Here is a 19,837-nt window from a genome sequence, read left to right on the forward strand (position 1 = left end):
TCCATCAATCCTTCTCTTTGGTCATTTTGTTTTGAATAATCGTAAGCAATGCAATCAAGACGAACATGAACAAGGACATCGCTCCTGAAATGCCAAAGCGGGATTGTTGGAACGCCGTATTGACCACCAGCATGGAAACGACGAGGGTGCTGTTCGCCGGTCCTCCTTGTGTCATAATGTAAATATTGTCGAACGCTAATAGGATTCCTGACATGAAGGCAACGAACTGGATGATGATAATAAATTTGATATTCGGCAAAAGCATGGTCCATATGCGTTTCCAGGGCCCTGCTCCGTCGATCTTGGCTGCCTCGAGAATTTCAGTCGGAACGGAACGTATCGCGGAAAAATATAGCAGCAAGGAAATGCCGGAGCCGGCAAACATGCTTGGCAATACGATCGCCAGCTTGGTAATGCGTAAATCATTAAGCCAACCGAACGGACCGAGACCAATTTGGGCAAGCAATTCATTCAATAAACCGTGATCAGGATTATACATCCATTTCCATACAAGTATGCCTGCGACTACTGGTATAATGGTCGGAATTTGATACATAAACCGATAAAATGCATTCCCGCGGCGAATTTCATTTAACAAAAGAGCTTGAACGATCGGAATCCAGAATGTGAGTACCAGGTACAGTGCAAAAAAAATAAATGTATTGCTCATGGCTTGCCAAAACGTAGCTGATGTTAAAAATTCCGTATAATTATCTAAACCCACAAATTTCCCAGGCGGATTGACAATGTTATAGTCAAAGAAACTGACATACGTCATATACAAAAGAGGATAGTATTTAAACAACAAATAACAAATAACAGAAGGAAGCAAAAAAATGATCGGCATTAAACGTACTTTAAACCGCCTTGGTTGCTGTATGGTCTGTTTACCCGGCTTCAGCATGATTTCCATCTCATTCACTCCTACGAATTAATTGTCGGGATTCCTGTCTTACAGGAATCCCGACAAACGCAACCACCTATTATTTCAATTCCGCATTGTATTTATCGGCAACTTCTTTTTGCGCCAGATCCTGCGCCTTTTGAAGCTCGGCTTTCGGATCTGCATTTTCGTTTAGAAGTACAGACTGAACCGCTTTAACGATGTAAGGGCTGAGCCGTTCTTTCAAGAAATATTCCAAATGAGTCACTTCAGCAGCTTTTTTAGCGCCTTCGGAAATATCCGCAGGGAAGTCGGCGATATAATTTCCGAGATCGATATCGTTCCTTACAGTAAGAAGATTCGGGAAAATCCCGTTATCTTTTTGATATTGCAAATCAGCTTCCATATATTCCTTGCTGCTGACGAAAGTAGCATAGGTCCATGCCGCGTCTTGCTTCTCCTGTGATGCTTTCGGATTCAAAATCCAATAGGCGCCGCCTACTTGACCCGGAGACTTACCGGATGGTCCTGCCGGCAGTGGAGCAAAGCCAAGATCATTGATATTCATTCCCTTCGAAATCATGTCCCCGAACCAATAGGATCCGGCAACCTGCATAGCCGTACGGCCTGTATAAAAATCTTTCTGGTTGTCATCAAGGCTTTGTACAACGTTCTTTTGCGTTACTTGATGTGTAAATTTCAAGTCCTTGTAGAACTGCAGCGCTGCTACAGCAGCATCGGAGGTGAAGGTTAGCTTCACGGATCCGTCCGCATTTTTCTCGGTGAGGTCTCCGCCTGCCTGCCATACGTAATATTCAAAAAACCAGTCTGCCCAATCCATGCCAAGAATGTCATATCCGTTCTTATTATTGCCCGGGTCCGTCAGCTTCTTCGCATAGTCGGTAAATTCATCCCAATTGGCTGGCGCTTTATTCGGATCAAGGCCTGCTTCTTGGAAAAGCTTCTTGTTGTACATGAGGCCCATGATATACATATCTCTCGGAACACCATATACTTTCCCGTCTTTCAATGCACCCTCCAGAGAAGAAGGAAGAAATTGGTCTTTATCGGCAAAGCTGTTCCAACGGTCAGTAAGATCAGCTGTAATTCCTTGCTGGATGTATAACTCCATCGTCGGGAATGGCGTCTGATAAAGATCCGGCTGCTCACCGCCTGCAACCGCAGTCATGAACTGCTCTCTCTCTTTGGTTTTTGTCTGTTCGACATGGTTCACCTTAATATTCGGGTATTTGTTGTCAAATTCTGCAAACTCCTGCTCATAAAAAGGCTTTTTTGGATCATCCGCATGCGGCTTGTCCCATACGGTAATCTCAACGACTTCGGCTGGTGCCGCAGTGCTGGCCCCGTTATTAGCCGATGGACTGGAATTGCCGCTTTCTGTTTTTTCTTGCGAGCTGCCGCACGCGGCAGACACCAGCAATAGTACGGTCGTCAGAACGACTGCTGCTGACTTTTTAAAAACCCCGCTTTTTCGATTCATGTTTGTTCCCCCTCGAATTATTGTTTCCGTTTACATTTTCATTATGATGTTTTTCCTGACTAGCTTGAATAGAATATCTAAACCCTCTTATATAAAAATCTTAACTATATCTTGCTGAAACTTAAAAAAAAGAAATCCCGAAGGATTCCTCACAACATGCCGTTATGAATTTGATTGAATCTGTTCCCGATGCTGCTTGGGAGTGACGCCATAATATTTTCTGAATACATTACTGAAATAGGATGCATCCTCAAAACCAACCCTATTCGCAATATCTTGTATTTTTATATCCGTCTCCCGCAGCCAATCCATAGCTTTCTTCATTCGGATACCCGTTAAATAGTCGACAAAGCTTTGAGCATACCTTTCCTTAAAACGACGGGAAAAATAATTGGGATGGATATAGAACCGCTCTGAAATCGACTGTAGAGTAATGGATTTGTCATAGTTCATTTCCATATAATATTTTACCTCTTCCATCAGGTCCTTATTCGAACTGGGGTTGTTTTGGGATAAATAACCGACGATGTTATCGGCAATGTTCTGCATTTGATTCACGGCATCTTGCCAGATTGATAAATTTTGCAACCAATACAGCAGATCGTCCATCTCACCGATTATCCACTCCGTGACGCCCGTATTCGCAAGAAGATACTTTCGAAAGAGTAAATATAGATCGACACATAACCATTCCAATTGCATATACGTTGCCGAGGGAGAGTGCGCCAAGGATCGAATGCGAAATTCAATCCAGTTTTGCAATGCGACAGCATTATATTCGCTTAACCAATAAAAGAGCTTGCTTTCGTCCTCGTCAGTAAGCAAAATACCGCGTTCCCCTGAACGTTTTTGAAGAGATTCGTAATCGTAGATTTGTCCGGTGCCATAAATCATTTTATTGCGGATAGCCTGCTTAGCCTGCTTGTATGATTGCTGGATTTGTCCGATATCATCCACAGTAGTCCCTATAGCGATTGTCACCTGTAGCTTTAGATAATTTTGCAGCCCGTCCAGTACTTCTTTAAGCCATGCTTGGATAACCAAGCCTTCACTAGAGCTTTCGATCCCGAGCAGGTAAACCATTTCGTGTTCGTGTAAAATATGCTGAAAAAGCACCCCGTCACGTCCGCTTGATTCCATTCGCTCCGACAAAACATTCTCAATGGCAAACCAAATGAGGCTCTCGTCACCTTGCCGGAATGAATAATGCGGCAGCTGAATGGGCTCGAGGACAAGAACAACCGCCAAATATTTCCGGTATTTGTTCTCAATACGAGAAAGCTGTTCATTACGAACTGCAGCGCTTAGGTCAGGATGGTCTGCTTGTTGGAGCATCTTCGTCATATATTGCTTGCGCAATGTTTCTCTACTTAAATCCGTTTCGTTACGCAAACGAATCATTTCATCGTTGCTCATTCGCCCCTTCTCGATCTTGTTAATGATCTTAGATAAACATTCCTTTAATTGATCATCATCAACCGGCTTTAGTAAATAATCGGATACCCCTAATCGTATAGCCCTCTTGGCATATTCGAAATCACTATAGCCGCTGACAACAATAAAGCCCAGTTGTTCGTTCATTCGCTGCGCTTGCTCAATAAATGCAATCCCATCCATGCCGGGCATTCGAATATCCGTGATGACAATATCAGGTGCTTCCCTCTGTACAAGCTCCAAGCCAGCCTTCCCATCGCCAGCTTCACCGACGATATCTATGGGTAGTCCGGACATTTTTAGTTTGTTTATAATTCCTTGACGTAAAATGGGTTCGTCATCCAATATAAGAAGCTTCATCCTGTCCCCCTCCCTCTTCTCCAAATTTATTTAACCGAAGTATAACTTCAGTTCCCTGCCCTGGGAGGCTATTGATGATTAGGCCATATGGATTGCCGTATATTAACTTCAACCGCGCCTGCACGTTCATTAAGCCTATAGAGGGTTGCTGCTCCGGATTGTGACCCGCTCTTGACCAATTCTCCAGCATCGCCATAATTTTTTGCAGCTTGGATTCTTGAATAGCTTCTCCATTATTCCAAACCCTAATCTCAACATCCCGTTCATCAATCGAAGCGACCTGTATACGGATACAGCCGCCGGAAGGCATATTTTCTATACCGTGAATAATACTGTTTTCTACTAGAGGCTGAAAAAGCAGCTTGGGCAGCCGCATTTGTTCTAAGCCGGGTTCGATATCTATGGAATAATCCAGCCGCGACTCATAGCGAATTTTTTGAATGGATAAGTACAGCTCAATCTGCTGGATTTCTGCCCATAACGTAGACATATTGCCTCCGCTGATGTTATAACGAAACATCTTAGCCAGCGAAAGGCTGATGATGCTGATTCGCCGATCTTCATGCAGAGATGCCAGACTGTCGATCGTCCCGAGCGTATTATACAGAAAATGCGGATTGATTTGCGACTGCAGCGCTTTAATTTCCGCATCCTTCTTGACCAGCTCAGTCTCATATACTTTGACAACCAAACGATTGATTTCATTTGCCATTTGATTAAAACCTATACAGAAATAGCCGATTTCATCTTTGGTGTCAACGGATACCGAAATGTTATAGTTGCCGGTTTCGATCTGCTTCATCCCTTTTCTCAAACTTTTGAGAGGCATGATCACCTTTGAGGAGAGAAATCCAGCAAGCAGCATAGAACCGAGAATGAAACCCAAACCGATAAGTATCGTTCTTTGAGCTACTTCATTCACTTGTTTTAGTAATTGATGTACAGGTATTTTCCCTATAATCATCCACTCGCTGTTGACTAACTTCTGATAAACGACAAGCGTTTGATCGCCTTGATCATTTAAAAATATATGCCTTTTTTTTCCATTCTCTCGCAACTTTCTTAATCCTGTCTCATTCAATACGGATGTTCCTATCATGTTTTCGTCTTGGGCAAGAAGAATCTTGCCATCCTGTTGATTGACCAAAAAGAAATTGCCTTGTTCACCCTTCTCGACATCGTGAAGCCAGTTTCGCAGTTCATCAAAGGACAGTTGAATGGCCAATGAGCCAATTAATTGCTGTGAAGTAACTTTTATTTCTTTCAAAGCTTGAACAAATACAAGTGTGTTTAAAATGCGGTCAGTTTTCGTATCATACATTTTTGAATTGACCCATATCCCTTTTCCATCGTTTTTCAAAGCAATGGCATGGAGGCGTTCTCTCTCTTTTTCAAACAGCTCCAATTGCTTCGAATTCCCATAATACGTATTCGTATTACTTCCAACGATAAGCGGCGACCCCTCTAATGGATTAACAATGATTACGCCGACAATCGGATTCTCTGAAGTAAGTTTTCTGAACTTGCTCAAAAAATAGCTGTATTTGTCTGGATCGGAATCCATATGTTGAACGAAGGCTTGGAATTCCTTATCTCCAAAATAATCCCACGCTTCACCCTTGATATAACTCATATAAGAGATTATCATTTTCTCTGACTGCTCGCTTATCTGTTCCATATTGGAAACAGCCCGTTGCTTTATATCGGCTGAAGTCCCCACATAGTAATACGTTTCTAAGCTGATAACGGTAAGCGTTACAATCGCCAAGAAAGAGAAAAGGATTTTCCGATATAACGAGCGCCTGACATAGTCATACGGGATAAGAATCCATTTAGCGACACGATTCATGCTGATTCGCCTCATTTGTCTAATAATATATCGCTATTCATTCCACGGCGTACGACAAGAATCCTCTATTTTCGACAACATGGAAAAAACAAACACAGCCCCTTCAGCTTATGATGGCTTGAAGAGGCTGTTTTATGTATGAATAATTGCCCGAAGGAGTTCGTAAAATCTTCTACTCAATAAAGACTTTTTACGACGTTCCAAGATTTAGATAGGCCCAATCTTAGCCAGTGCGAATGCGTCCTTCTACTTCCGAAAATTAACTTATATTTCCACGTCCATAAACGGCCCCATTACCGGACTTCTCCTTTTCTTTTTCGCTACCTGTTTGCGGGGGTTTCGGAATGCGACTGAGCAAGCGCTCATGACCGCAGCCGTTCAGAACATGAAAAAGATTCCCTTTCAACTAGAAAGGAGGGAAATCTAGGCGAAATCCCTTTAAGACCTCTTCAAACCGAGTCTCAGAACAAAAAGAGAAATCCATCGCTTCGGAAAAAGCGTAGGTTTCTCGACATTCTGAGCAGCCTTATTAAGGGCTGCAAAAAGAGGAGTCCATATATTTAGCTAACTGCTGATACCTTAAGGTCTGACAATCCATCGTCTTTCCTGCTGCTGTGAAAATGGTCGTCCAGTTCGTATTAACGTTGGAGCCTTGAACCACCGTACCGTTGATTCGGCGATTGATTTCTTGATTTGAGATCTTTACTAAGGTTTCAATTAAAAATTCATGTTCTTTTATTAATACTCTCTCACTCAAGCTTTCAACCGTATCATAAGCTACAACAGGTACTTTTCAATGATTAATAATTCGTCCTGTATCGTACTCCTCATCTACCAGGTACTAAGCCATTCCTTATTCATCCTTCACCGATTCCTCTTTACGTATGGCTGCATCTGTTTTATCTTTAATTGCTCTAATCGTATCATCTAACGAACGTTTACCCGTGAGGTACTGATCGCTTTCCGATAAAATAATATTGCTGTACATTGTTGCTGCAGGCCCTATGTTTTTTTCCTGAACATAACCTAAATTGTTATTAAAGAACGCCTTTGATAATTCGTCCACGTTAACGCTGTCTCCGGAAGCGTCTGAAATTTCTTTAAGCGACTGTTTTTGGGCAACCCGATCCGTTAAAGCGGGTATGACTCCACCCATAATAGCAGAGTTCTCCGCTTTGAATTTCACATATTCCAAAGCTTCCTTTGGATGAGCCGAATGCTTATTCACAGCGTATGTGTAAGTTACACCGAAATTGTTTATTCCCTTTCCATCCGTTGGAATTTGAGTTACGCCCCACTTCCAATCCTTCGGATAATCTTTCTCATTAGTTAGCAGGGCAGTATACCAGGTACCAATAAGATGCATCCCGTATTTTCCGGACATAAACCCGTCCCATGTCAATTTTTTCGTTTTGAATTCATACCAACTGGGTTGAATCTTATAGACATTCCCTAAATCACCGAAAAATTTCAAACTTTCCTTGAAAAGCGGATCGTCGTAATTCGATGTTCCATCTGCCTTGTAAGCAGAAACGTTATGTTGTTTTGCCAGCATAAACAAGTAAATATCGTAATCCAGCATATACGATCCATAGATTCCTTTTGCAGGATCGGTCAGTTTTTTTGCCGTGTCAATGTATTGCTCCCATGTCCATTCCGATGGCGGATAAGAAACTTTGGCGTCATCAAATATCTTTTTGTTATAAAATACGGCCCAAGTAGACACTTGTTCAGGCAAAGAATAAATAATTCCGTCATACTTTGTTAAATATTGGCCAAACTTTTTATCCGCGTCGTAATGTTCCGTTTTCATCAAATCGTTTAATGGCAGCAAATAATTTTTTTTGACATATTTATCAAGAATTAAAGGCTGAATCAAAGGAATGACATCGACTGTACCAGCGGACGCAAGATCCATATCTATTTTTTTGTACATATCATTACCAGCGCCGGGAACCATTTCCGATTCTACATTAATTCCAGTCTTGGCTGTAAACGCTTCATTTATTCTCTTGTAAAATTCTTTAGCTGAATAGTCCGTACCTAAATAAACTTTAATTGTGACTTGCGGCTTAGCAGCGCCAGATGATGCTTCTGGTTCGATTGATCCCAAAGATCCTTTCTTGTTCTCAGTTGAATTGCAGGCGGTTAGAATCAGCAACAGTACAATTACTGTAATTATTTTATAGTCGTATTTGATTCTGTTTCTCATCTCTAATCCTCCAATAGATTTGTTTATTTCAATAGTCGTATTATTTACATTGATGTTGAATGATGTAATACTTATGACATAACTTCCGCCTACAGTCACAAGGAGGGACCTACCATTATAATTAGGCTTGGCATACGAGAAAAATTATTTTTGATCTTTTCATTGTTAACATTGCTGCTTATCGTAATTTCATTTTCGTTTTTCTACTACTATATATCTAAAAATTGGGAGAAGCAAGCCATCGAAAACATGGAAGAATTAACACTAAAGATGTCAAAACAAGTCGACTTGATCTTTCGCGAGTTGAATCATACGTCATTTCAAATCATTACTACTTCCGATTTAAATGTTATTATGCAAAAAGCTGGCGAATCCGAGGAAAATGAGAACTACTTCGCACTCCATACTGATGCTGAACGAATGGTAATGAATTTCTTATCCATCTATAAAAGTCCAGGTCTTAATCTGTCGAGAATCAGTATCTATAATATTCGCGGCGATTATGTAAGTTTGGGAGAGATTAGAGAGGATACAGATTCTATTCGTTCCTACTTGCAAAGTAATTCATTCAAGGCATTATATAGACATTTTACTGAAAACGATAACATTAACTTTATCGCTCCCCATAACGATCCCTATTACACAGATGCAAATCAACGGATGGTCTCTTTTTATCGTGTATTTCGCAATGAGGTTGAAACGTTCGGCTTGATCGAATTCCAGCAGAGCGTTTCGAAATTTGAAGAGACATTAGGTGTGCCACATACCGCCGAAACGGAAGTTTACTTATTTGATAAGGACGGTAAGCCTGTATACGTGAGGCGAACACAATCAGATCCGACGAATCCAAATGTGACGTTAACGCAATTGCTTGGAAACGAAGTCTTAGACAAATCTACCGCTTCAAATCCCGAATATATGATCAAATCCGATCATATTTTGACCTATGTACGATCGCCTTCAAACCAATGGACTGTTGTCCTTGCAGAACCGAAGTCCGATTTACTTTCGTCCAATATATTAGTAGGCAGACTTATAGTCATCGTAAGCATATCTTTCATCGCTCTTAGTTTCGTCATGAATTATATGATAGCCAAACAATTTACTAAAAATATAAGCAGGACGGTCGACATGATTCGAGGGGTTCGATTGGATAAACTAACGATACCGCTGGATAATACCGATGATGAAATGGTTCAAATCCATAATGCCTTCAATAGTATATTCGAACGCCTTAAGATTTCGATGGAAATGGAAGTACACGCGCGTTCACGTGAAATTAAAGCGCGGCTAAACACTCTGGAATCGCATGTAAATCCGCATTTTCTGTATAATGTTCTAACGGTCATTGGATCAGTCGGGGAGCAAGCTGGTGTAGATAAGGTGACTGAATTATGCGAAAAACTAGGTTCGATGTTCAGATACACGTTACAAAATCCGGACAAAGAAGTTACGATTCGTGATGAAATTAAGTATGCGCAGCTCTATCTGGAACTTATGAAGGTCCGGTACGAGGAACACTTACAATATCGGATAGAGATAGATGAAGCCACACTTTTCTATAAGGTACCGCGCCTCATATTCCAGCCTCTTATCGAAAATTGTTTTCGTCATGCCTTTCAAACATGCAATCCGCCGTGGGAAATCCACGTATCCATTAAGCAAACTCTCGATCATTGTTGGGTGTTCGAAGTGAAGGATTGGGGGGATGGCTTCAATCCGGAGGTTATTGCAAAACTCCAACTATCAAACGATCCCTATGTTGATTCGGGCGGTGATAACCTAAGTAATAACGGAGAAACATCCTTAAATATTGGCGGGGTAGGTCTTTTCAATACTTTAATGCGAATGAAGCTGAATTATGACAGGATGGTTTTTTATGAGATTACACCCAACCATCCGAGTGGATCAATAGTTCGTATCGGATTGAAGAAGGACAATTAACCCTGAATTTCGATAGCTCATACTGGGAACAGTTTACGGCGTCCCACCGGCTTAAGGCCACGAAGTGGCTGGCTGCGCTTTCGCAGTTAGCCGGTGCGGATATGTCCATAGAATAGCTTCTATGAGATTCCTTATTTCATTGAGTTCTTTATATTGATTGTATCCATAAGTTAATGTTGTATGAAAATGGAATGTTTCACCGTCAAAACCACTCAGTGGTATTGAAAATAAATCCTTTAACTCACTATTTTAAGGTGCGATTAGATCGAAGACTTGCCAGTACGGATTGTTTCCTTGTGATTCCACTTTTCTGCTACTGAATTACTCTACTTTGAATCCTCTTCTTCTACTTCAGCCCGGACCAAGGAGCGCAGTATACTAGCCGTCGCAGTATTTGGGAATAAAATCCAATCATACCAACCGCCAAAAAAGAAAGGAGGAAGCCCGTCGTCTGCAACGAGACGCTGAGTTTCCTCCGATGCTTTCGAAATCTATGAAGCTGTTACCGAATATTTTGGTACAGCCTTGAGGATTTCTTCAACCTCAAGACAGGTAAAGGTCTGGAGCACGTTTTCCACCCCTGCCGCTTCGTCTGCATGAATCGTAATCGGCAAGCCACTTTCCAGCGCGGCTGCAAACAGAAGTTTAATTATTGCACGATAACGTTATTTACATATTTCCCTATTTGAATATTTCCCAATTGCGCATCTGTAACCTGTGAGCCGTTGATCCTGAAATTCTTAATCGTGATCCCGTCAACGATTCGCTCCTCATCAAAGCCCTCGATAACAGACGGATTGTCGCATATTCCGTTAAATTCGATATTTTCAAACCGGATATTTTCTACTCTGTTACCGGGACTCGGATTATATTTCGGGTTTTGAAATACGCGTATATCGATGAGCCGTCCCAGCTCAAATTGTTCAACCCGAATATTTCGGTATGTAACATTTTTAACGATATTCTTGTCGGCGGCATTAATGGTCATACAGCCCCAATAGCCGTCTTGTGGCTCATGATGCTCCAAAATATCAATGTTATCGAAGACGATGTTCTCAATAGTATCCCCTTCATGCTCGTGATCCCCATGGACGCCGATCATGATCGGATGCGCGACATCCGCCCATAACACGGAATTTGTAACGGAAATATTCGTACTATCCCCATAAAAAACCCCTCGGCTTCCATAGATCGCGATACAATCGTCGGATGTCCGTAGAAATACGTCGTCGATATGAACATAAGAGCAGGACATCATGTCAATCCCGTCAGACCACCCGCGTGTACTGAACGTCTTAAAGTTGCTAATGTGAATATGCTCCGACTTGCCAAGATGAATGCTGTAGTGAGGGGGATCTACTGAAATGATGCCCTCCACCGTAATGTTGCGCGAGAAATCGATTTGTACGGTGCGCAAATAGGTTGTCTTCTCGATATTTGTTAAATAAATGATACCGCGTCCCCTGATCGTAACGTCTTCTACATGATCGCAAATCATTGAACCCACTACCATAGCACCTCCGGCGAGATATACCGTCTTGCCCGAAGGGATTCGTAAGATCTTCTCCTCAATAAAATGCATGCCCGGTCCAAAATAGAGTATCTCCGGGAGCGCTCCCTCACCAACACTGTCATTTCCGGTAGAAGCTGTAAGCAGCGCAACAAGTTCTTCCATCCGGTGCCTGCCTGCTTCTACGTAGATTGTCCGGGAGTCTTCCACATCCGGCACGTTCGTCTCCAAAGCATTTGCAAATATATGAAGGTTATGAAATCTCTCGCCGTTCGCTTCGAATGACAGCTTTCTTGGCCGGTCAAGCTTGAAAGTTACGGTATTCCCGATTTGATTAAATGGGATTTCGAAGCTGTTTGGTCGAATATCAACGTTCTCGAGAATGCCGTTCCTCTTTGTCACTTCCACCTCAACGACGCCCTCGAAGTCAAAGGTAACCATGGAAGCCTCACGCACATTATGCATATCTACAGGGACCAGATAAGGGAACAGCTCCCGCCACTCTTCGTTTTCCACTCGTACACGAACGTAGAAATCATTATTAGCGACAGCCTCAGGGGGAGCTGTGAAAGTGATTAATTCAGCGCGTGTAATTTTCATCCGTATCAGCCTCTTTCTCTTATTATCGCCATACTTATAGCAAACATTAACAAATGGAAAGGTTGATAGCTATTGTATTATCATTCAATTTGATCATATTTCTTTCAAATTAGAGTGAGGATAGCTGAAGCTGGATGCTGTCGCCTGACTATAATCGTTTACGTCTTCTGAGCCGTTCCGTCCTGATCAACTATTTCCCGAGAAATGATAGAAGCTGTCGGGCTGTTTCATCAGACCTGGGAACGGCTCACAAAAAAGCCTCTGTTCCATGCGCCTCACTCAAATGTCGAGCCGCATGGAACTGAGGTTTTCAATTCGTTTCTTAAGCTTGTTCCGTTATTTTAAATATCAGCCAAAACCTGATACCAGACACCCTTCTTCGAATAAAGGTTTTTTCTGACCTCAGGCCAGCCGCCCAGATACGATATGTCGAACAGACCTTCCGGCACCTCATAGCGTTCCTTCGATTCTGCGGCAACCTTCTCGTCGACCGAGCGGAAGCCATGCTCTACGAACAAACGCTGCGCTTCATCGCTTTGCAAATAAGCGATAAAAGCTTCGGCAACTTTACGGGAGCCATGCTTATCTGCATTTTTATCGACTACAGCTGCCGGATTCTCGATCAGAATCGTGCTCTTCGGAACGACGATGTCGTAATCGACGCCCTTCTTCTTTCTGGCGAGCAGCTCATTCTCGTAAGTAACAATGACATCGCCTACACCGTACTCGAAAGCAGCCATTGATGCGCGTCCGCTCTTGTCGAGCGATTCCACGTTAGCGTGAACCGCTTTAAGGAAGCTTTTCGCATAGGCAGCATCCTTCGTACCGTTCTTCTCTTCGGATTGCTTCAGACCAGCCCCATAAATGGCGTTGATGTCCCACTGCGCGCCGCCGGAGGTCTTCGGATTCGGATAAAGCACCTTAACGCCGGCGCGCGTCAAATCATTCCAGTCCTTGATCCCGAGCGGATTGCCGGCACGGGTTCCTAAAACGACGATTGAGTTCGTAATCATCCCTTTATTACGCTGAGCCTTCCAATCATGCGTAATAAAACCGGCATCGGCTATTTTGTCCAAATCGCCTTCCATCGCAAGAATCGCGACATCCGCTTCGAACCCCCCGGCTATCGCACGCGCTTGCGTACCTGAAGCCTCATACGATTCCTGGAAGGTTACCTTTTGGCCCGTCTCTTGCAGCCAGTAGGCCCCAAATGCAGGCAGCAGATCCGCGAAAGCGTCCTTTACTACCGAATATGCACCGATTACAAGTGTTACATCGCCGTCTTGTATGGTAGACCCAGCCGCATTGTTATCCGGCTGCTCCTCTTTGCCGCAGCCCGCCGCAACAAGCAGCACAACTGCAGCAAGCAGCAGCACGAACATGCGCTGACTTGTTGCCCGATTGATTTTCATGTTTGCATACAACTCTTTCTACGTAGCTTATTGGTTAAATATGAATAGGCATAGGATCAACCTTCAATTTATTTTCCGCAATCCAGCTCTCGTTATCATTGAACAAATATGCACGGTGCACAAGCACGCTTACCTGATCGCCAGGATGCAGCACTTCCTTTTCAAGCGAACGGTACGTGATCAGCTTCGTATCCCCAACGAGCAGCTCGACCATCCACTCGCTGCCGCGGAAATGCAAATGCTTCACTTTCCCGGGGAGCGTAGCGGAAGCCAGCTTGATTTCACCCGGCTTGCCGATCTCAATATATTCAGGACGAATAAGTGCTTTGGTGCCGGGACGGCTTGCCGTATCCTCAAAGCCTTTGAGCTGCGCAATGTTGTCCACGATCGTGGATTCGCCAATGAAGCTCGCAACAAACGGCGTCTCCGGGCTTTTATAAATATCCCACGGGCTGCCCTTTTGCTCCAGCCTGCCCTTGCTTATAATCATAATTTCATCGGCTACTTCGATCGCTTCCTCCTGGTCATGCGTAACGAAAATCGAGGTGATTCCGACACGCTCGATCATGTCCTTCAGCCAAGTCCGAAGCTCCGTACGGATCTTGGCATCGATAGCAGCGAACGGCTCATCGAGCAAAAGCAGCTGCGGCTCTGGCGCAAGCGCTCTGGCGAAGGCAACGCGCTGGCGTTGTCCTCCGGAGAGCTGATGCGCATAGCGGTGCTCGAAGCCCTTTAGGCCTGTAAGCTCAACCAGGTACATAACGCGCTCGCGAATATGCTCCTTCGAATGCTTTTTCACCTTTAAGCCGAAAGCGATGTTATCATATACGGTCATATGCTTGAACAAAGCATAGTTTTGAAACACGAAGCCGATTCCCCGCTCCTGCGGCGGCAAATCATTAACCCGTTTGCCGTGAAAAAGAATATCGCCCGAGGAAGGAGACTCCAGTCCCGCCAGCATACGAAGTATGGACGTTTTACCGCCGCCGCTCGGGCCGAGCAAGCCGATCAGATGACCTTTTTCGATTTCAAAACTAACATCCCTCACCGCATGAAAATCGCCAAAGTTTTTGTTTAAGTTCCGTACTTCAATATGCATGGCTTAATGCACTTCCTTTCGTTTCTTCGCCCATTCCATCAGCAGCAGCAGCCCTACGGAAAATGCCGCCAGGACAAGAGCAACGCCGTTCGCGGCAACCACGTTAAAATTTTCGACATCCTGATAAACGAGCGTTGTAGCGGTTTGCGTTTTGTTCATAATATTGCCCGACACGACGAGCACGGCTCCGAATTCACCGAGCGACCGCGCTACGGTCAGTACAACGCCATAAATGACACCCCATCTTATAGATGGCCAAGTCACTTTCCAAAACGTATACCAGGAATAAGCGCCAAGCGTAGAAGCTGCTTCCTCCTGCTGCGCCCCGATCTCCTGAAGCACCGGCATAACCTCACGCACCATAAGCGGGAACGTCACGAACAAGGTCGCGAGAATCATTCCGGGCAGCGCATATACGATTTTGAACCCTGCATCCTCAAACAATGTGCCGATGATCGTATTCGGGCCCAAAATAAGAACGATCATCAGACCGCCTATAACCGGCGATACCGCAAACGGCAAATCAACTAAGCTATTGAGCAGACGCTTCATCCGCCGTCCGATCCATTCGGCTCGCACGAGATACATCGCAAGCATAATGCCAAACACCGTATTCAAGCCCGTAACGACAACAACGATAATTCCCGTCATCATTAGCGCATGCAGCGACTGGGGCCGTGTAATTCCTTCGATAAATCCGCTCCAGCCGTCCGCCCATGAACCGGTAAATATTTTGATAAGCGGCGCAATCAGCAGCAATGAAAATACAATATAAGTTAGCGTAATCCATATTCTTCTCATCATTGGTCGCTCCTCCTGCCTTGAATGAGGTTAACCGTCCATAGGATGAGGAAGGATAGCGTCAGCAGCAGCACCGATACAGCAGCCGCTCCCTGCGGATTGCTGCTTTCGATTTCTCCGAAAATGTAAACGGAAGCAATTAATGTTTTGCCCGGAATATTGCCGGCTACGAGCACGACTGCACCGAACTCCGCAAGAGCGCGGGAGAACGAAAGCATCGCTCCGCTCATAATTCCCGGCAGCATCGTAGGAAATATAACGCTGAAGAACGTCTTCGCGCGGGTAGCGCCCAGCGTATAAGCCGCTTCTTCCTCCGATTTGTCCATTTCCTCCAGCAGCGGCTGAATAGCCCGAATAACGAAAGGAAACGTAACGAACAACATCGCGACTATAATCGCCGGCTCATGGAACACGATCTCGATACCGAGCTTCTCTGCCAAGCCCCCTACTAGACTATTAGGTCCAAGCAGCAGCAATATCATTAGACCGCCAACTGCCGTAGGCAGTGCAAACGGCAAATCAACAAGGCTGTTGAGCAAGCGCCGTCCAGGGAACCGGTAACGAATAAGCACCCAGCCGATCATCGTGCCAAGGAACATGTTGAGAATCGTTGCGATAAGCGCCAATTTCACCGTAAGCAGCACAGCTTTCCAAGCTAATGGATCCGATACGCTTTCCCAGAAAGGGGTCCATCCAAGCGAGAATGATTGCGTATAAATGCCGATGATCGGTAGAACGATTAAGATGACAAAATAAAGCATGATGGCGCTTCGAAAACCGAAGCTCCACCCTTTTCCGCGAAACAAAGCATTCACTGTGACTTTACCTCCAGACCATCGGCTTGTGCCGTAGGTGTAACTAAGCTAAACAAATAAAAACATAATTCCTATTAAGTTACTCGGTATTAATAATGTAGCATCCGGACTGGGATCAAGTCAATGCTAAATTTAGAAAAGCTGATCGCTTTCATAGCTATTTCTTATGCCGAATCCTTTTATAGGCATATCCATGTACAAAAAAGAGAGGAGATCAGCTTAACGCCGATACTCCTCATCTTCTTATTCACCTTCGATATAGTAGACATTTTCGCCTTCAGTAATGATAGCTTGTCCTTGTGTCAGATCGGTTATCCACGTCATAAACGCATCTGCCTCAGGAGCCTCCGGCAGGCAGCGCACGGTGACGCGATCCGTAAAATCCGTTCCGCCCACGCGTGTGCCTTTGCCGTGCAGCACATTTTCCAGCTTGCCGTACCATGTATAGTCCACATCAACGAATACTTCGCGATGAAGGACGTTGACGATTTCATCGGCCGCCTCGATGCCGGCAACCGCGCCGTCGGTGTAAGCACGGACGAGTCCGCCGGCTCCAAGCATAATGCCGCCAAAATACCGCGTCACGACGACGGCGACATTTTTCAGCCCCTTATGCTTAATGACCTCGAGAATCGGCTTGCCCGCCGTACCGCTTGGCTCACCGTCATCGGACGCCTTCTGGAATTGATCGCGTTCGCCAACGATGTAGGCCGAGCAGTTATGCGTCGCCTGCTTATGCAGCTGCTTGATCTCATGAATGAAAAGAGCGGCTTCCTCTTCCGATTCCACAGGCTTCGCATATCCGATGAAACGGGACTTCTTGATCACGATCTCTGCGCTAGCCTGAAGCCTGACCGTTTTATACCTCTCAAGCATAAGCTATGACTCCCGTACACCGGTCAAGCCGGTTTATTACAGCCTTGCTTCCAGCTCGGCTTTTTCTTTCTCGAAGCCCGGCTTGCCGAGCAATGCGAACATGTTCTTTTTGTAAGCCTCAACGCCCGGTTGGTCGAATGGGTTAACGCCAAGCAGATAGCCGCTGATACCGCATGCTTTTTCGAAGAAATAAACAAGGTATCCGAATGTGTAAGGCGTCATGTCGGCAATGTTAACGATCAGGTTCGGAACTTGTCCGTCCGTATGGGCAAGAAGCGTTCCTTCGAATGCTTTCTTGTTCACAAAGTCCATTGTTTTGCCTGTCAGGAAGTTCAGACCGTCAAGATCCGCCTCGTCGTGCTCGATAGAGATATGCTCAGCCACTTCATTCACTTGAATGACCGTTTCAAAAATGTTCCGGTTACCCTCTTGGATAAACTGGCCCATCGAGTGCAAATCGGTCGAGAAATCTACTGCTGCCGGGAAAATGCCTTTAAAATCTTTGCCTTCGCTTTCGCCGAACAGCTGCTTCCACCACTCGGATACGAAATGCAGCGACGGCTCGTAGTTCACGAGAATTTCCGTTGCTTTGCCTTTGCGGTACAGCGCGTTGCGGGCCGCCGCGTATTGGTATGCTTCATTCTCGGCAAGGTTAGGGTTGCTGTATTCTTTGGACGCGTCTGCAGCGCCCTGCATGATCGATTCAATGTTGATTCCTGCAGCTGCGATTGGAAGCAAGCCTACCGCTGTAAGCACGGAATAGCGTCCGCCTACATCGTCAGGAATAATAAACGATTCATAGCCTTCCTCTGAAGAAAGCTTCTTCAGTGCGCCCTTCTCGCTGTCTGTTGTCGCGTAAATGCGTTTGCGGGCTTCTTCTTTGCCGTATTGCTTCTCAAGCGCTGCGCGGAACACGCGGAAGGCGATTGCAGGCTCAGTCGTTGTGCCTGATTTCGAGATTACGTTGATTGACCAGTCGCGGCCTTCAATCAATTGCAGAAGATGCGTCACATAAGTCGAGCTGATGTTGTTGCCTGCGAACAATACTTGCGGCGTTTTGCGCTGCTCTTTCGGCAAAATGTTATAGAACGAGTGCGACAGCATTTCGATTGCAGCGCGTGCGCCAAGATAGGAGCCGCCGATGCCGATCACGATCAGCACTTCGGAATCCGATTTGATCTTGTCGGCAGCCTTCTGAATGCGTGCGAATTCTTCTTTATCGTAATTAGTCGGAAGGTCGATCCAGCCAAGATAATCCGAGCCGACTCCCGTTCCGTTATGTAGTTGCTCATGCGCGAGGCGAACCGGTTCCGCCAAATAATCAATTTCATGCTTGCCGACGAAAGTCAGCGCTTTGGTATAATCAAACTTAACTGTTTTGCTCATGGAAACAAATACCCCCTAAAATTTTTGTGAAGCATGATTGCTTCGAAAGCTTACACTCTTGTTCGCATAAGCAGCTGCTGCGATAGCATGTACAACTATTATGATAACTATTTTCAACTTCGCCTATAGGATATCGGATTTAAACTACAAACACAAGCATATAAACGATGAAATATTAATGAAGAGCATGTATAATCGTGTAAAAAGCCTTACTGGAGCGGAGGAAATGGAAATGAAAAAGATCGGATTTATCGGATTGGGCGTTATGGGCTTAGGAATGGCAGCAAATTTGCTGAAGGGCGGCTATGAGGTAGCCGTCTATAACCGGACCCCGGGCAAAGCGGGCCCATTGCTGGCACTTGGCGCAACAGAGCTTGAATCGCCATCCGCAATCGCACAAACAGCCGATGTTGTCATTACGATGATCAGCAACGATAATGCCATACATGACGTTTATTGGGGCGACAACGGTATTTTTGCCGGAGCACGCAGCGGCGTCACGCTAATTGACTGCAGCACTATCTCTCCAACGCTAGCCAAGGAATTAGCAAATGCTGCTGCAAGCATCGGAGTATCGTTTCTTGATGCGCCGGTAACAGGCAGCAAGCCGGCTGCTGAGGGCGGCACGCTCGTATTTATGGTTGGCGGCCCTGCCAAGGTGCTGAAAGGCGTAGAGGACGTCCTGCTCGCTATGGGGCGCAAGGTAATCCCGATGGGGCCTAATGGCAGCGGCTCAATCGCAAAGCTAGCCCATAATACGATTGTTGGCATTAACGTTGTGGCGCTTGCCGAGGGCATGGCCATCGCAGCAAGCGGCGGCATTGACGGCAGCGCGTTCGTAGAGCTCGTTCAGTCCGGCGGCGCAGCAAGCAAAGCGGCCGAGATGAAGGGACCCAAGCTGCTTGAGGGCAACTTTGACGTTCAATTTTCGCTTGAGCTTATGCTAAAGGACCTGCGGCTATCCTCCGTTTTAGCGGATAGTCTGCATGTACCTACTCCGATGCTCGAAGCGACTAAGAGCCTATTCCAGATCGGTGAATCTTTGGGACTTAGCGATCTTGACATGTCCAGTGTAGGCCAAGCTTACGAGCAATGGATTGGCCGCAAGCTTAGCGGCCGCTCCGATAACTTACACTAACAGCTTATTTGACTAAA

The 19,837-nt window shown here is 45.1% G+C and carries 14 protein-coding genes; 2 read left to right on the forward strand and 12 right to left on the reverse strand.

Annotated elements, in window-relative coordinates; genetic code table 11:
• Positions 1 to 4 precede the first annotated feature (4 nt).
• From ASG81_RS06010 to ASG81_RS06030, 5 genes are all read right to left on the reverse strand, one after another.
• Positions 5 to 913, reverse strand: coding sequence for a carbohydrate ABC transporter permease (locus ASG81_RS06010; protein WP_056630508.1), 909 nt, complete (start codon positions 911 to 913; stop codon positions 5 to 7).
• Positions 914 to 983: 70 nt separating this feature from the next.
• The gene (locus tag ASG81_RS06015) at positions 984 to 2,384 is read right to left on the reverse strand and encodes an extracellular solute-binding protein (protein WP_056630512.1); all 1,401 of its coding nucleotides are present in this window, start codon (positions 2,382 to 2,384) and stop codon (positions 984 to 986) included.
• A gap of 162 nt (positions 2,385 to 2,546) precedes the next feature.
• On the reverse strand, positions 2,547 to 4,178 hold the full coding sequence (locus ASG81_RS06020) for a response regulator (RefSeq protein WP_056630515.1): 1,632 nt from the start codon (positions 4,176 to 4,178) through the stop codon (positions 2,547 to 2,549).
• Positions 4,156 to 6,027, reverse strand: coding sequence for a cache domain-containing sensor histidine kinase (locus tag ASG81_RS06025; RefSeq protein WP_056630517.1), 1,872 nt, complete (start codon positions 6,025 to 6,027; stop codon positions 4,156 to 4,158). The genes ASG81_RS06020 and ASG81_RS06025 overlap by 23 nt, the downstream gene beginning before the upstream one ends.
• An 853-nt stretch (positions 6,028 to 6,880) precedes the next feature.
• Positions 6,881 to 8,239, reverse strand: a complete 1,359-nt coding sequence (locus ASG81_RS06030) for an ABC transporter substrate-binding protein (RefSeq protein WP_056630519.1) — start codon at positions 8,237 to 8,239, stop codon at positions 6,881 to 6,883.
• A gap of 249 nt (positions 8,240 to 8,488) precedes the next feature.
• Between ASG81_RS06030 and ASG81_RS06035 the strand changes: the two genes are divergently transcribed.
• On the forward strand, positions 8,489 to 10,183 hold the full coding sequence (locus ASG81_RS06035) for a histidine kinase (RefSeq protein WP_056630522.1): 1,695 nt from the start codon (positions 8,489 to 8,491) through the stop codon (positions 10,181 to 10,183).
• A gap of 649 nt (positions 10,184 to 10,832) precedes the next feature.
• On the opposite strand, the gene ASG81_RS06040 is transcribed toward ASG81_RS06035, so the two are convergent.
• From ASG81_RS06040 to ASG81_RS06070, 7 genes are all read right to left on the reverse strand, one after another.
• The gene (locus ASG81_RS06040) at positions 10,833 to 12,293 is read right to left on the reverse strand and encodes a glycosyl hydrolase family 28 protein (protein WP_056630527.1); all 1,461 of its coding nucleotides are present in this window, start codon (positions 12,291 to 12,293) and stop codon (positions 10,833 to 10,835) included.
• A gap of 341 nt (positions 12,294 to 12,634) precedes the next feature.
• The gene (locus ASG81_RS06045) at positions 12,635 to 13,705 is read right to left on the reverse strand and encodes a sulfate ABC transporter substrate-binding protein (RefSeq protein WP_056630530.1); all 1,071 of its coding nucleotides are present in this window, start codon (positions 13,703 to 13,705) and stop codon (positions 12,635 to 12,637) included.
• A 34-nt stretch (positions 13,706 to 13,739) separates the two neighbouring features.
• Positions 13,740 to 14,804, reverse strand: coding sequence for a sulfate/molybdate ABC transporter ATP-binding protein (locus tag ASG81_RS06050; protein ID WP_056630533.1), 1,065 nt, complete (start codon positions 14,802 to 14,804; stop codon positions 13,740 to 13,742).
• Positions 14,805 to 14,807: 3 nt separating this feature from the next.
• Positions 14,808 to 15,605 (reverse strand): sulfate ABC transporter permease, encoded by a 798-nt coding sequence (locus ASG81_RS06055; RefSeq protein ID WP_056630730.1) that lies wholly within the window; start codon positions 15,603 to 15,605, stop codon positions 14,808 to 14,810.
• Positions 15,605 to 16,366, reverse strand: coding sequence for a sulfate ABC transporter permease subunit CysT (cysT, locus tag ASG81_RS06060; protein WP_056630732.1), 762 nt, complete (start codon positions 16,364 to 16,366; stop codon positions 15,605 to 15,607). The genes ASG81_RS06055 and cysT overlap by 1 nt, the downstream gene beginning before the upstream one ends.
• Before the next feature lie 297 nt (positions 16,367 to 16,663).
• Positions 16,664 to 17,296 carry a YigZ family protein gene (locus tag ASG81_RS06065; RefSeq protein ID WP_056630536.1) on the reverse strand — a complete coding sequence of 211 codons (633 nt, stop codon included), beginning with the start codon at positions 17,294 to 17,296 and terminating at the stop codon, positions 16,664 to 16,666.
• A gap of 36 nt (positions 17,297 to 17,332) precedes the next feature.
• Positions 17,333 to 18,682, reverse strand: a complete 1,350-nt coding sequence (locus ASG81_RS06070; protein ID WP_056630539.1) for a glucose-6-phosphate isomerase — start codon at positions 18,680 to 18,682, stop codon at positions 17,333 to 17,335.
• 187 nt (positions 18,683 to 18,869) lie between these two features.
• Here ASG81_RS06070 and ASG81_RS06075 point away from each other — a divergent pair, with 187 nt between their 5' ends.
• Positions 18,870 to 19,820: an NAD(P)-dependent oxidoreductase gene (locus ASG81_RS06075; protein WP_155971263.1), complete on the forward strand. Its 951-nt coding sequence runs from the start codon at positions 18,870 to 18,872 to the stop codon at positions 19,818 to 19,820.
• The last annotated feature ends 17 nt before the right edge of the window (positions 19,821 to 19,837 follow it).

The sequence above is a fragment of the Paenibacillus sp. Soil522 genome, assembly GCF_001428245.1.
GTDB lineage: Bacteria > Bacillota > Bacilli > Paenibacillales > Paenibacillaceae > Pristimantibacillus.

What these genes read in the sequence shown, in the direction of transcription:
- ASG81_RS06010 (WP_056630508.1), bottom strand. Translation starts at nt 913, where the DNA reads ATGGAAATCATGCTGAAGCCGGGTAAACAGACCATACAGCAACCAAGG.
- ASG81_RS06015 (WP_056630512.1), bottom strand. Translation starts at nt 2,384, where the DNA reads ATGAATCGAAAAAGCGGGGTTTTTAAAAAGTCAGCAGCAGTCGTTCTG.
- ASG81_RS06020 (WP_056630515.1), bottom strand. Translation starts at nt 4,178, where the DNA reads ATGAAGCTTCTTATATTGGATGACGAACCCATTTTACGTCAAGGAATT.
- ASG81_RS06025 (WP_056630517.1), bottom strand. Translation starts at nt 6,027, where the DNA reads ATGAATCGTGTCGCTAAATGGATTCTTATCCCGTATGACTATGTCAGG.
- ASG81_RS06030 (WP_056630519.1), bottom strand. Translation starts at nt 8,239, where the DNA reads ATGAGAAACAGAATCAAATACGACTATAAAATAATTACAGTAATTGTA.
- ASG81_RS06035 (WP_056630522.1), top strand. Translation starts at nt 8,489, where the DNA reads ATGGAAGAATTAACACTAAAGATGTCAAAACAAGTCGACTTGATCTTT.
- ASG81_RS06040 (WP_056630527.1), bottom strand. Translation starts at nt 12,293, where the DNA reads ATGAAAATTACACGCGCTGAATTAATCACTTTCACAGCTCCCCCTGAG.
- ASG81_RS06045 (WP_056630530.1), bottom strand. Translation starts at nt 13,705, where the DNA reads ATGAAAATCAATCGGGCAACAAGTCAGCGCATGTTCGTGCTGCTGCTT.
- ASG81_RS06050 (WP_056630533.1), bottom strand. Translation starts at nt 14,804, where the DNA reads ATGCATATTGAAGTACGGAACTTAAACAAAAACTTTGGCGATTTTCAT.
- ASG81_RS06055 (WP_056630730.1), bottom strand. Translation starts at nt 15,605, where the DNA reads ATGAGAAGAATATGGATTACGCTAACTTATATTGTATTTTCATTGCTG.
- cysT (WP_056630732.1), bottom strand. Translation starts at nt 16,366, where the DNA reads ATGCTTTATTTTGTCATCTTAATCGTTCTACCGATCATCGGCATTTAT.
- ASG81_RS06065 (WP_056630536.1), bottom strand. Translation starts at nt 17,296, where the DNA reads ATGCTTGAGAGGTATAAAACGGTCAGGCTTCAGGCTAGCGCAGAGATC.
- ASG81_RS06070 (WP_056630539.1), bottom strand. Translation starts at nt 18,682, where the DNA reads ATGAGCAAAACAGTTAAGTTTGATTATACCAAAGCGCTGACTTTCGTC.
- ASG81_RS06075 (WP_155971263.1), top strand. Translation starts at nt 18,870, where the DNA reads ATGTATAATCGTGTAAAAAGCCTTACTGGAGCGGAGGAAATGGAAATG.